Source organism: Butyricicoccus sp. OF27-2pH9A, assembly GCF_027693185.1.
Classification (GTDB): domain Bacteria; phylum Bacillota; class Clostridia; order Oscillospirales; family Butyricicoccaceae; genus Agathobaculum; species Agathobaculum butyriciproducens.
The window spans coordinates 24,482-37,320 of the sequence record NZ_JAQEXK010000019.1; the positions used below are offsets into that span (position 1 = coordinate 24,482).

Annotated in this window: 12 protein-coding genes and 1 pseudogene; all 13 read right to left on the minus strand. The window is 51.7% G+C overall.

The window, feature by feature from the left end:
• Positions 1-120 precede the first annotated feature (120 nt).
• Positions 121-489: a cysteine-rich VLP domain-containing protein gene (locus PG722_RS12240; RefSeq protein ID WP_002584962.1), complete on the minus strand. Its 369-nt coding sequence runs from the start codon at positions 487-489 to the stop codon at positions 121-123.
• Positions 486-2,561, minus strand: a complete 2,076-nt coding sequence (locus PG722_RS12245; protein WP_002584963.1) for a type IA DNA topoisomerase — start codon at positions 2,559-2,561, stop codon at positions 486-488. The genes PG722_RS12240 and PG722_RS12245 overlap by 4 nt, the downstream gene beginning before the upstream one ends.
• The gene (locus PG722_RS12250; protein WP_002584964.1) at positions 2,558-3,307 is read right to left on the minus strand and encodes a DUF4366 domain-containing protein; all 750 of its coding nucleotides are present in this window, start codon (positions 3,305-3,307) and stop codon (positions 2,558-2,560) included. The genes PG722_RS12245 and PG722_RS12250 overlap by 4 nt, the downstream gene beginning before the upstream one ends.
• A complete protein-coding gene (locus PG722_RS12255) occupies positions 3,297-3,563 on the minus strand; it encodes a DUF4315 family protein (protein WP_002584965.1) in 267 nt (88 codons plus the stop codon). The genes PG722_RS12250 and PG722_RS12255 overlap by 11 nt, the downstream gene beginning before the upstream one ends.
• A 6-nt stretch (positions 3,564-3,569) precedes the next feature.
• Positions 3,570-4,292 (minus strand): phosphoadenosine phosphosulfate reductase domain-containing protein, encoded by a 723-nt coding sequence (locus tag PG722_RS12260; protein WP_002604475.1) that lies wholly within the window; start codon positions 4,290-4,292, stop codon positions 3,570-3,572.
• 13 nt (positions 4,293-4,305) lie between these two features.
• Positions 4,306-6,234, minus strand: a complete 1,929-nt coding sequence (locus PG722_RS12265) for a CD1108 family mobile element protein (protein ID WP_425516017.1) — start codon at positions 6,232-6,234, stop codon at positions 4,306-4,308.
• Positions 6,235-6,272: 38 nt separating this feature from the next.
• Positions 6,273-7,229 (minus strand): DNA-methyltransferase, encoded by a 957-nt coding sequence (locus PG722_RS12270; protein WP_002604477.1) that lies wholly within the window; start codon positions 7,227-7,229, stop codon positions 6,273-6,275.
• On the minus strand, positions 7,226-9,622 hold the full coding sequence (locus tag PG722_RS12275) for a VirB4-like conjugal transfer ATPase, CD1110 family (protein ID WP_002604478.1): 2,397 nt from the start codon (positions 9,620-9,622) through the stop codon (positions 7,226-7,228). Before PG722_RS12275 ends, PG722_RS12270 begins: the two co-directional genes overlap by 4 nt.
• Positions 9,582-9,974 (minus strand): PrgI family protein, encoded by a 393-nt coding sequence (locus PG722_RS12280; RefSeq protein ID WP_002604479.1) that lies wholly within the window; start codon positions 9,972-9,974, stop codon positions 9,582-9,584. Before PG722_RS12280 ends, PG722_RS12275 begins: the two co-directional genes overlap by 41 nt.
• Position 9,975: 1 nt before the next feature.
• Positions 9,976-10,524 carry an MT-A70 family methyltransferase gene (locus PG722_RS12285; protein WP_002604480.1) on the minus strand — a complete coding sequence of 183 codons (549 nt, stop codon included), beginning with the start codon at positions 10,522-10,524 and terminating at the stop codon, positions 9,976-9,978.
• 10 nt (positions 10,525-10,534) lie between these two features.
• A complete protein-coding gene (locus PG722_RS12290) occupies positions 10,535-11,398 on the minus strand; it encodes a VirB6/TrbL-like conjugal transfer protein, CD1112 family (RefSeq protein ID WP_002604481.1) in 864 nt (287 codons plus the stop codon).
• A gap of 73 nt (positions 11,399-11,471) precedes the next feature.
• Positions 11,472-11,687: a Maff2 family mobile element protein gene (locus tag PG722_RS12295; protein ID WP_002604482.1), complete on the minus strand. Its 216-nt coding sequence runs from the start codon at positions 11,685-11,687 to the stop codon at positions 11,472-11,474.
• A gap of 67 nt (positions 11,688-11,754) precedes the next feature.
• Positions 11,755-12,804 (minus strand): annotated as a pseudogene (locus tag PG722_RS12300) (VirD4-like conjugal transfer protein, CD1115 family); the annotation flags it as partial.
• Between the last annotated feature and the right edge of the window lie 35 nt (positions 12,805-12,839).

Genomic DNA, 12,839 nt, shown 5'->3' on the forward strand with positions numbered 1-12,839 from the left:
TTCATCACGTCCTTTCTCGGTCATATAAGGGTTTGGGACTATCCCAACAAGCAAAATGCCCGCGCTCTCTATGGGAAGCGCGGGCATTTCTCGCAAACGGGTACTCGTTTGCTGTGCTTGCTATGTAGTTGTTTTTATCCGTAAACGCCTGTTTCTCTCGCTTTGGGCTTTCTGTCTGCGGCGTATCTTTGCCGCGCAATCGGGGCAGTATTTCGCCCGGTTGCTGCCCGCCGCAAACGTGCTGCCGCATACCGCGCAACGCTTCAAATCGGTTTCCCCGCTGCGGGTGATCTGTTCGCAAAGCTGCCTGTCGGCGGGTAATACCGCTTCGCGGAAATAGCGGCATAGCAGCGAATAGCTGATACTCTGCACACAAACGCAAGTTTCCCCGTCGTCCAGCAGCAGACAATTCCCGCAATCGTTGTTTGCACAAGCGGCGCGGGTCATTTTCTTTACGGCGCGGTATTGCTTTTCATCAAGCCTTATCATTTTCGGTTCTGCTCGACGCGGAAGTTTACATACTTGCCGCCTGTGTCGGCAAGCAGCACAACTCCGTCAAAGGTCTTTCCCGTCTTGGTCGAGTACATACCTTTGATTTTTACCTTTCCGTCTTTCAAAAGGGCGGCGGCAATCGCCTTTGTGAAAGCCTTTTTGCGCTGCTCAAAAAAGCGGTCATTCTTCCACATCACAAAGCTGCAAGCCCTGTCGGAGCAGTAAAAGTTTTTCTTGCCCTCGTAAACCGCCGCGCCGCAACGGGGGCAAGTGCCGATTGCTTCCCGCTGCGGGGTAAACAGCTTCGCTTTATCCTCGGAAATCGCGGAATAGGTCTTGACAAGCCCCGCTGTCATTTCCTCAATCCCGCGCATGAAGTCGGCGGGGCTGTCGCTGCCCTTTGCAATCCCGGTAAGGCGCGTTTCCCATTCTGCCGTAAGCTGCGGGGACGTAAGGCTGTCGGGCAGAATAGCGACAAGGTTATACCCGTCCTTTGTGGGGATTAGCTTTTTGCCCTTGCGCTCGGCAAAGCCCGCGCTAATGAGTTTTTCAATGATACCCGCCCGCGTCGCGGTGGTGCCTAACCCTTTGCGCTCCGCGTCCTCCGGCGTGTCCTCCTTTCCCGCACTCTCCATAGCCGAAAGTAACGTATCTTCGGTAAATGCCTTTGGGGGCTGCGTGTAACGTTCGGAGATCTCCGCTGCCGGATTGTCAAAGGTCTGCCCCTCGGCAAGCGGGGGTAAAACCGCTTCCGGCTCTGCGTCCTCGTCCTGTTCCCCGGACGCGGCGCGGGATAGTCTTTCAATCTCGCGCCAACCCTCGCAAAGCGTCGTCCTGCCCTTTGCGGTAAAGGTATAGCCGCCGCAAGTGAAAACCGCCGTAACCGCTTCATACTCATAGGGCGCGGCAACGGCGCAAAGCAGTTTTGCGCACACAAGGGTCATTAGCTTTTTCTCACTTTCGGCAAGGGAAGAAAAGCCCGTTTTCACAAACTCCGCTGTCGGCAAAATGGCGTGATGGTCGGTTACTTTGCTGTTGTCGCAAATCCTCGCAAGGTCGGCTTGCAGCTTCACGCCCTGCATAAAGGGGAGAGCAGCGCAAAGGCCGGTGATAAGTTCCTTTGTGCTGCCCTCCATATCGGAAGTGATATATTTGCTGTCGGTGCGGGGATAGGTCAAAAGCCGTTTTTCATAAAGGGCTTGCGCATAGTCAAGGGTCTGTTTCGCCGTAAACCCATACAAACGGTTTGCTTCCCGCTGCAAGGCGGTGAGGTCAAACAGTTTCGGCGGGGCTGCGGTCTTTTTCTCTTTTTTAAGGGAAGTACAAACGGCCTGCGATTTCTCGCAAGCCGCTTTCATCTGCCGCGCCGCCGCTTCGTCGTCCTGCCTTTCGGAAAGGGCGGCAACGCCGCCAACGTCCAGCCGGACGACATGATATTTCTCTTTCTTAAAGCTGCTGATTGCATAGTCGCGGTTTACCAGCATAGCAAGGGTGGGCGTTTGCACTCTGCCGACATTCAATGTTTTATGGTAGAGGATAGAGAAAAGGCGGGTCGCGTTAATGCCAATGAGCCAATCGGCCTTTGCTCTGCAAAGCGCGGATTGATAGAGGTTGTCATAGCCGCGCCCGTCTTTGAGATTTGAAAAGCCCTCGCGGATTGCACTTGCTTCCATGCTGCTAATCCAAAGGCGGGAAAAGGGCTTTTTGCAATTCGCCTGTTCATAGACAAAGCGGAAAATGAGTTCCCCCTCGCGCCCGCTGTCGCAAGCATTGATAATCTCGGTAACGTCGCTGCGGTGCATAAGGTCTTTGAGAATGGAAAACTGCTGCTCCTTGCCGCTGGCAACAATAAACTGCCACTCCTGCGGGACAATGGGAAGATCGTCGTACTTCCATTTACGGAATTGTTCATTGTAGGTCGCCGCGTCTGCAAGGCTAATCAAATGCCCGATACACCACGACACAAGGTAGCCGCCGCCCTCAAAATATCCGCTGCGCTTTTCATTCGCGCCCATAACGGCGGCAATCGCCGCCCCGACGCTCGGTTTTTCTGCAATTACAAGTTTCATAGATTATCGTCCTCCTGCTCGGTCTGTTCGGTTTCGACTACTTCCGTTTCCTCGTCGTCCTCGTCAAAATCAAGGTCGTCAAGGCTGCTGCTGCCTTTCGCCGCGTCCTTTTTGGGCTTCAAAATCTTAAAGTAGTAGAACGCGCCGCCGCCCGCTGCGGCAACAAGCAGCACGACAAGCAGAATACCCATGCCGCCGCCTTTTTCTTCTTCCGGCGGCTGCTCGGTTTCTTCCGGCTCCGGCTCGGCTTCCACACCCGCGCACTCGCTCATGTTGACGCTGCAAACCGGGCAAGCGGTGTTGACGCTTCCGGCAACGCATTTATCGGTGCAGCTACAAACGGGGGCTTCGGTCTGCCCGTCCTCCATAAGGGCGGTTAAATCCGCTTCGTCCACTTGGTTAAGGAAATGGACGGTATTTTCCCCGTCCTCGGCGCGGTCAATGATGATGTAAAAATAGTTGCCACTTTTGGTAACGACGGTGATAAACTGCTTGTCGCCGGACGCTTCACCCGTTATATCGTCCACAAGGGACATATTCCCGTCCGGGGTAAGGGGCTGCGGCTCATAGCCGCCCGTCGTTTCTTCCGGCTCGGTTTCCGGCGCGGGGGTTTCCTCGGTTACGGGGGTAGGCGTGTCGTCGCTTTCATCGCCACCGCCCGCATAAGCGGTAACAGAAAAGCCGCACATGATAACCAGTGCGGCAAGCAATACGGTAAACTTTCGGATTATCTTTTTATTCTTCATTGTCGTTGTCCTCCTGTTCGGCGGGGTAAGTGGCTTCCGGCTGCGGCAAGGTGATTTCGCCGCTGGCGTAAGCGGAGAGGAACGCGGCAAGCTGCGTCCCGTCAAGGTGTACCGCCTTTACCATTTGCACGATCTGCGCGTTTTCTTCCTCGACTTTCTGCGCTTCAAGGTCTTTCAGCTTCTTTTGCTGTTCAAGGATTTTTGCCCTCGTTTTCTCAATATCCCTTTCGATACGGTCAAGTTTCGTGTTCGCCATAGTCATTTACTCCTTTCCAAACTGTTCTTTCCATGAATAGCTGCGCCCCAATCCCTTAACGGTTTTAAGATAGGGCATAGCGTTTTCTTCCAAAGTCGCCGCCCGGTTAAATAGATCGGGATAGTGTTCTTTGAGATATAAAATCTCTTGTTTCTTCATGCTCGGACAAAAGAAACAGGACGATTTACCCGGCTGCGGCAATCCTGCCGCTTTGATTTCCCGGATACAATCGTCCCTGTTCCAGCCCCATTCTTCAATGAGGGGGTAGCGGTTATGATATTTTTTGTCGGCTTCGTTGTACTTGCGGGAATGTTCATACCGTTTCACTTCTCCCGCGTCATAGCCGATATAGCGGTTGACTTTCTCGCCGCGCTGCCATACTTCGCGGCAAGGCGCATAGTGGTTGCAAAACTTTTCCTGCGGTGCGATTTTGTGTTTCTGCGAACAACGCTTATGCCCGTAGGCAATCGACGGGAGCGTATGAGAGCGCAAGCACTCGGTTTCAAGAGATAGGCGGTTGCCGTAGCGGTCAACATACTGCACAACGGTAATCTGCGGCATACCGTGTTCCGCAAGCCATTGATTGATTATCTCGATAAATTGATAGGTATGCGGGTGTTCCGCGCCCGTATCGGCAAAGGTGATAAGGTCAATCGGGATTTTGTGCTTGTATAGGCCAATAAGTAAGGCGGCACTATTCGTGCCGCCGCCAAAAGATACAATATTCATTTTTCAACTCCTTTTAATTGTAATTTAACCGCCCGTAGGCGTAAAAGTGGGATTGCCAATAGCTGGTGTCCAGCTTTGAATACTGGATAGGGTCGCCACAATGCAGCATGACGGGGCTTCCGTCCCCGTCCTCGCCCACATAAATCCCCACATGGGAAACGCCGGGGGTGTCGTATGTACCCGTAAAGAACACCAAATCCCCCGGCTGCGGGTTAGAAACAGGGGTTGAGATGTTGTAAAGCCCTTGCGCCCCAAGTCTGCCCGTATTGTATAGGCCGCTGTTCGTCAACACATAACTCACAAAGCCGCTGCAATCAAAAGAGGTTTCCGGGGTGCTGCCGCCCCACACATAGGGAAAACCGACGTATTTATCTGCTTCCTCCATGAGCCGCGCAAACTTTTCATCGGAACCCAGCAGCGCGGCGGGTACTTCATAATCGGCGGGCGGGTTTTCATAGTATTTAGACACATAGCCGGATTGCGGGAAAAGGTCGGGTCTGTTTCCCAGCGACGACATATACATAGCGTACATGGATAGCTGTTCTTCGCCCATGATGTAAACGGGGACATGGGAGAGGTTGAAGTTTTCCAAATCCACATGAAGAATGTAATAGTTATAGGGGACTTCAACCGTATAGGGGTTGCCCTCGCTGTCCGTCCTTGTTTCGGTGCGGTAGCGTACCTGTACTTCTTCCTCGACCGTCAAGATATACTGTTTCTCAAAGAGCATTTCAAGGGTGCTTTGCACTTCATCGAGTGTAAACACGCCCTCATGCCACGCGGAAAGGATAGAAATTAGCACATAGGGGTCATGCTCGATCTCGTCCGCGTTTACCCGGTATTCGTCATAGCCGGGGTATTCGCTTTCGATATTGTCCAGCATATCTTGTAACTCGGCTTCCATAGCGGCATACGCGCTTTCCGCGCCCGTTATATCCGCGTCCTCGGAGAGATAGGACGACGCAATCAAGCCGCTGCCGCTGTTGCCGCCAAAGAGGGAGCAAGAGGACAGCCCGCCGAAAAGCAGCAGCACGATAAAGGCAATCCCGCCCACAATCAAGCAGCCTTTCCAATGCCGGACAACAAAGAACGTCGCCCGTTTGGTTTCCTGCGCGGTTTTCTTCGCCGCCTTTGCGGTGGCTTCAGCGGTTTTTTTCGCTTTGCCGCCCGCTTTCAGCGTTTTTGCATACTGCTTTTTAATGCGCTGCTTCTGCCAAAAACGGGAAATGGGGTTGGAGTGCGCAAGCGCGGGGTTATCGTGCAACGCCTTTTGATAGAGAAAATCTGCGTTTGCCTTTACCGCTTGTTTTTCCGCTGCCGCCGCTGCCCGGTAGGGTTTCAGCTTATGGCGGCGTATGCCGCCCTTAACTGCCCGCGCCGCCATGCCGCCCGCTTTCTCTCCGGCAAGTTCTACCCGGTGCCCGCTTTCCACACCGACGTTTTCTTTCTCTACCTCGTAGATTTTCCCATGTACGGTACTGTTTAACTCCTGTGCCGGACGGGATAAGGGGTTATGCCGCAACTTGCCGTTTGGGGGCTTATCCGTCTTTTCAAAGGAAAGGCGCGTCTTTGCCTTGCCTTTCGCTTCGTCAAAAACGCGCTCTTTCTTGATTTTGGTCTGCTTGGGGATAGCCGCCCGCGCTGCGTCTAAACAGTCTGCCGCCTTATCCGATTTCTTGATCGCTTTTTGAAGTTCCGGCGTTGCCCGTTCCGCTTCGGAAAACTGCAAGCGGGAAGAATGGGTTTTAGGCTGCGTCGCGTCAAGGGCTTTTTTCTCCGCGCCTTTTGCTGCGTGTCGCTCAATCTCTGCGCCGATATGCTGCACAACCTTTTCCGCTGCCACCCCTGCGGGGGCTGAATAGTTTTCTTCCTGCGGCCTTTCGCTGATACTGGACGTTTCGCCCGTCGTGAGGTTTTCCGCAACCGCACCGTCGCGGGTCATTTTTTGCGTTACCTTGTCGGGGGCTTTCAGTTCCTTGCTCAATCTTCATCACCTCCAATCCGCTGTTTTGCAAGTTCGCAATAGTCGGGGTTTAACTCAATGCCGATATAGCGGCGGTTAAGCCGTTTTGCTACCATGCCCGTCGTGCCGCTGCCGAAAAAGGGGTCAAGGACAATCCCGCCGATGGGACAGCCCGCCAAAATGCACGTTTCCGCAAGTTTCGGCGGGAACGCTGCGAAATGCCCGCCATGATAGCCGACATTGTTAATCTGCCAAACGTTGCGGCGGCTGCGGACGGGAGAAATCAACTCGTCGGCGTATGCGCCCTTTTCGCGGGGGCGGTTGATTTTCTGCGGTTGGTTTTGCCCCGGAACAGTAACGTTATACTTATTTCCTTTGCTAACTCCGCTTTTCAGCCGCCCCGCCGTTGTGGGGGCTATCGGCTCGGCTACTGCTTGCCAATCGTAATAATACTTCTTTGACTTGGTAAGCAGAAACACATATTCATAGCAGCGGGTCGGCCTGTCCCGCGTGCTTTCCGGCATGGGGTTTGTTTTGTGCCAAATGATAGAACTGCGCAAATACCAACCGTCGCCCCGCAAGGCGAGGGCTACAAGCCACGGAATACCAATTAAATCTTTGGGCTTGCAGCCGGGGGCGCGGTGGTTAAACGCCACTTGCTGCCCGTTCCTGCCTTTGGGGTATTTGGGGTCTTGGTGGTCGGCTTTGCTGCCTGTGCCGCAATAAGTGTCCGCGATATTCAGCCAACAAGTACCCTCCGGCGTAAGCACCCGCTTTACCTCATGGAATACCGCCGTAATACGGGAAACATATTCCTCCGGCGTTGCTTCCCGTCCGATCTGCCCGTCTGCGCCGTAGTCCCGCAAGGCATAGTAGGGTGGGGACGTTACGCAACAATCAACTGCATTTTCCGGCAAGGTTTGAAGCACCTGCAAGCTGTCGCCGCAATAGATTTTGTCCATTTCTATCCTCATGCCGACACCTCGCCGGGTTTGGTCGTCATTACACGATAGAGTTCCGTATCTTGCGGGAAACGGTCAATAAAGGGCAAAATCACGTTGCCATAGAAGATAAGCCCCTCGCCCGCGTCGGAATGGGTTACATAGGTCATTTGCTGCTGCGAAATGTTAAGCTGCTTTGCAAGGATTTCCCTGTCGCCCTGGGCTTGGTTGAGCATATACACAAAATCGCTGTTTTCAAAAATGTTCTCCACCTCGCGGGACGATAACAAATCTTTCACGTTTTGGGTGATACCTGTCGGAATACCGCCCCATTTTCTAAAACGCTTCCAAATCTCAACGCTGTACGCTGCGGTCTGTTCCTCTTTGAGCAGCAAATGAAACTCGTCGATATAGTACCGCGTCGCCTTGCCTTCGCTGCGGTTTATGGTAACTCTGTTCCAAACTTGATCTTGGACAATGAGCATACCGAGTTTTCGTAGCTGGGTGCCGAGTTCTTTAATATCAAAGCAGACAAGGCGGTTGTGAATGTCAACGTTTGTTTGGTGGTTAAACACGTTCAAACTGCCATTTACATAGAGTTCCAATGCCGACGCGATACGCTGCGCTTCCTTTTCCGGCTGCTTCTTGATTTCATTGTAGAGGTCGCCCAAAATCGGCATATTCTCCGGCTTCGGGTCTGCAAGGTAGCTGCGGTACACGCTGATAACGGCGCGGTCAATCAAAGTCTTTTCAACCGCTTCCAGCCCGTTTTTGCCGCCCATAATCAACTCGCAAAAGGAAAGGATAAAATCGCTCTTTAAGGCTATGGGCGTGTCGCCCTCGCTGTAATTGAGGTTTATATCCATCGGGTTAATGTACTGCGTGCTGTTCTGCGAAACCTTGATAACCTGCCCTTTCAGCCGTTCCACAAGGGGGTAATATTCCGCTTCCGGGTCGCAAATGATAATATCGTCTGCGGTAATGAGAAAAGCGTTGGTGATCTCGCGCTTTGCCGAAAAACTCTTGCCGCTGCCGGGTGTGCCGAGTATCAAGCCGTTAGGGTTCTTCAGCCTTTTCCTGTCGCACAAAATCATGTTATTCGATAATGCGTTTAAGCCGTAATACAACGCTTCGCCGCTTTGGAACAGCTCTTGTACCGTAAAGGGGACGAAAATGGCGGTGCTGGAAGTCGTCAAGCCCCGCTGGATTTGGATTAGGTTTTCGCCCAATGGGATAGAGGACATAAGCCCCTGTTCCTGCCGGTAGTCAAGGCGGGTGAGCATACAGTTGTATTTCTGTGCGATACTTGCGGCCTGAAATACGTCGTTGTCCAATTTCTGCTTTGTGTCTGCCACATTCAAAACTAACAGCGTAAGCAAAAACATTCGCTCGTTCCGGCTCTGCAAATCCCGCAAAAGGTTTTTCGCTTCGCCGCCGTAGGTGGCAAGGTCGGACGGAATTATATCCATATCGTAGCCGCTGCGGATTGCCTTTTTCTGTTCCTCGATTTTCATACGGTCAAGGTCGGTGATTTTCCGCTTGATCGTCTTGATCGCTTCGTTGTGGTCGATACTCTGAATGTGCAGATTGACGACAATCCCGTTTTCCGCTTCCATGAAGTCGGCAAGCATACGGTCTGAAAGTTCCGGCGCGGCAATCTGCAAAAAGGAAACCGCGCCAAACTTCCCGCCCATTTGAAACATTCGCCCGTCGCCAAAACGGAAAGAGGACGGGGCAATAAAGTCTTTGACGGAAAGGCCGCTTACGGGTAGCCATTCCCACGCAAAGTTGAAGCGTTCCCCGTCCGGGTGGAAAAGCCCATGCAGCACTTCAAGCCGCTGCTTCCCGTCCAATACCCGCGCCGCCGCGCCGATCACCTTAAAATGGTTGAGGGTGTCCGTTTCGATACGGGCAAGCCGCGCCCGCGCCGATTTAATATCTTTTGCTTCAATGGTAAAGGTGAGAAACTTTGTCTTGATAAGCCCGTTGTTGCCGCGTTCAAGCTGTGTTTGCAGCATTTCGGTGTATTCGGCTCTGATACTGTCAAAGTCGTCATTCTGTGGGGCAATCGTGATACTGCTCTTGAAATCCTCCTTGTTCGCATGGCGGCTGATTAAGGAAAGCTGCACACTGATAGAAGCGTCAAAAGAGTTATACATATCGCAAAGGGCTTCAAAAATGGCGGTCTTGTCGTCCGGCTGCGCAAGCTGATAGTTAATATCTTCAAACTCAATGCACTTGGAATACCGCCCGTTTGCAAGGCGGCAAATCCCGTCCTTATACATTCGTTCAAACGGTATGCTGTCCTGCGCCGTATGGGGCTTCCCGTCGCCCTTTGACTGCCGGATAAGCGCGTCGATCTGTTTCTTTTCCTGCCGCGTAAGTTTACGCTTTTTGTTTTGGGTCTTTCCCTTTTCCTTTGACAATCGCCCGTACCTCCTTATCTAATCGCTCCTGCCGCGCAAGGGCGGTATAAAAATTGTTGGTCTGATAAGGTCGCTCTTTGGGGCGAAGAAACTTCACTTCCACAAATTGCCGTATAATCACTTCCAGCGGTTGCCCGTTCTTCTCGTACATAGCGAGTAGGAACATGGGCAGCATGGCAAGCACCATGCACAAAGCCGCCGTTGTCGTTCCCGCGCTGTCCTTTGTCAAAAAGAATAGCGGTAGCCCGATAGCCACCGCCGCGCCGAAACAGAGTAATTGTCTTTTGGTAAGGTTGAACATTACCTTGCTCTTGATTTTGGTTAAATCCTTTGGGACGGTTACATACGCCATTTCAAACCTCCTTTCCGGCAAACCGTATGTCGCTTTTGATTTCATTTCCCCATACGTCCCAACCAGGGGTATGCTGCCTTGCAAACAGTTCAATACGCGGTAGGTCGCCCATAAGGGCAAGTATCTTTTCCCGCGTTATATCCGGCTTTTTGCTGTGCTGCTCAACAGGGGAAATAATAAATTGATGTACCTTGTTTGATTGTCGCTTCGGGTGTCCTTTGGTAGCAAGCAAGCAGATTTCCGCATTTCCTCGCGTCCAAAAGCCCAAGCCATAAAACCAAGTGGGCGATTTCCGATTTTGCTTTAACCATACAAAGGCAACGGATTTATAGGTAAATCCCCAAGCCTTGATTAACTGCAACGCTTCTTTAAGCTGCGGGAACGTCGCCCATAGGAATAAAATACAGTCCTTATCCGCAATTTCTTTGACGGGTAAAGCGCAAAGTTCCTCAATACTCATAGTGGGATAGTGCTTTTCCGCTGCGCCCTGTACCTTGCTTCTCGCGTATCTCCAAGGGGGATCGGCGTAAATGATTTTGTATTTCTTCATCTGCACCCCCTTAATGCGCGCTGAATACGGATTTTGCAAGGCTTCCCGTTTTGAAAAGCGTAAAACACAAGAGGACGGTATAGCCCATGCAAGACCAGATCGCGCCGGATATGTCATCGGTTGCTGCGATTGTCTGTATCAAAACCGCATAAATACCGACGCACACAAGAATTAGAAAAGCCTGAAAACCGAGGGCAAGCAAGGATTTTAAGTAGTTCTGTCCCATGCCGCCCCATTCACGATTTACCATTGTCGCAACGGGGATAGGGGCGATACTCGTTACAAGGTATATTTCAATCATGCGCCCGTACACCACCAGCATGATACAGATAGACAACGCTTTCATGGTAAGCCCCACAAAGAGTGATTGAAACCATAGCCCCAAAAGCCCGCCGACGCTCATAGCGTCCAGCTTTGCTTCTATATCGGTGATAACGGTTGCAATATCTATGCTTGTGTCGGATATGATAACGCCCGCGCTGTCGTTGACGACGCTCTGTGTAATGTCAAATACGCCCATGACGATGTTCCAAGTATTTGTTACCAGCAGCACCGCAACAAAGGTTTTGAAAATCCACTTGAAGAAAATCCAAGTGTCGAGATCGTGCAGATTGTTTTTCTCAATTACAAGCTGGATTAGTTCGTAGCACATGACAAAGGTAATGATAACGCCCGCAATCGGCACAATGACGTTTTCCGATAGGCTGCGTATCATATTGAATATGCCCGCGTTCCACCCGGCGGGGGTTGTGCCGACTTGCGTTGCGATTTCTCCAACCTCTGTATTTACGCTGTCGAACAGCCCGGAGAGATTAGAGAGTATTCCGTCTGTCAAAATGCCGCGAAACCAATCTTCAATCATCTGCCATATCAAAAGCTAATCCCTCCTTTCCCGCGCCCTCCCGCGTGAAGCGGGAGAGCGCGGCGGGTAGTGTTAGTTTGTGGCATTATCCAAACAGGCCGGAGAGCAGCGGGACAAGGGTAAGGCCGATAAGGGCAACGCCGCCGCCCGCCATCAACTGTTTCATGCCCTGCGACTTCGCGCCGGGGTTATCGTTGCCGTACCCCTCCATGAGGTTAATGCCGCCCCAAATGCCAAGTCCTGCGCCAAGCGCGATTACCAAAGTCTGCAATACGTCAACTGCGCTGTTGAAAAAATCCATATAAACCTCGCTTTCTGCCGCTAAAACGGCTCAAAAAATGTTGTTGGAAATAAAAATGCCGCCGTTTTTATTCGGCGGCTGCGTCCTCGTCGGACAAATCTATTTCGTATATGTCAAAGGGTTCGTCGGGCTTTACGATTGCCGGACGGGTGGACATATACCGTTCAACGTCAAAAGCGTTTTTCTTGTCGAAGTCGGAAAGGTATTTGTAGTTCGGGTGCTGCGTTATATCGTACTTATCGCTGAAAAAGGGGCGCACGCCGCGCAACTGCAAAATACATTTTCCTCCGTCCATAACTGCGATTTCGTCCTGTGTCATCAACTCCTTTCCCAATTTCTGATAATTGAGGCCATGAGAAACCTGCGTGCCGCGATTTTCGGAAGTGTTGAAACTGTCGATTGTTTCACGTCCCAAGTTCTCCGAAATATCCTTTGCATTTTTCCCGCGCCCTCCCAAAAACAAGGTGCTGTCGGCATTGTCAAGTATGATTTCTGCCGCGTCCTTGTAAATGGCTTTTAGCTGGCTCTGCGATTGCAGAATGATAGAAGCCGAGATTTCCCGGCTGCGGATTGTGGCAATCAATTTTTCAAACTGCGGGATTTGTCCAATGTTTGCAAACTCGTCTAACAGGCAGCGAACATGAACCGGCAGCTTGCCGCCGTATTCGTCGTCGGCCTTGTCGCACAAGAGATTAAATAACTGCGATTGCAGCATAGCGATAACAAAATTAAACGTGCTGTCCGTATCGCTCATAATCAAAAACAAAGCTGTTTTTCTGTCGCCTAACGTGTCAAGTTCTAATTCGTCGTAGGACATAAGATCGCGCAATTCCTTTATATCAAAAGGAGCGAGCCTCGCACCGCAAGAAATGAGGATTGATTTTGCGGTTTTGCCCGCCGCCAATTTATATTTTCGGTACTGCTTCACCGCGAAATGGTCGGGGTCGCGTTCTTCCAAGTCGGCAAACAGCAAATCGACGGGGCTTTGATATTCCTCGTCGTCCTCGCGGGCTTCGCTGGCGTTGATAAGTTCCAACAGGGTAATAAAGTTCATTTCCTCGGCGGGGGCTTCGTACCAGATGTAGCCCACCAACGCGCAATACAAAAGCCGTTCTGCCTATAGTGATAGGTAATCCTTTGAAGTTATCGCCG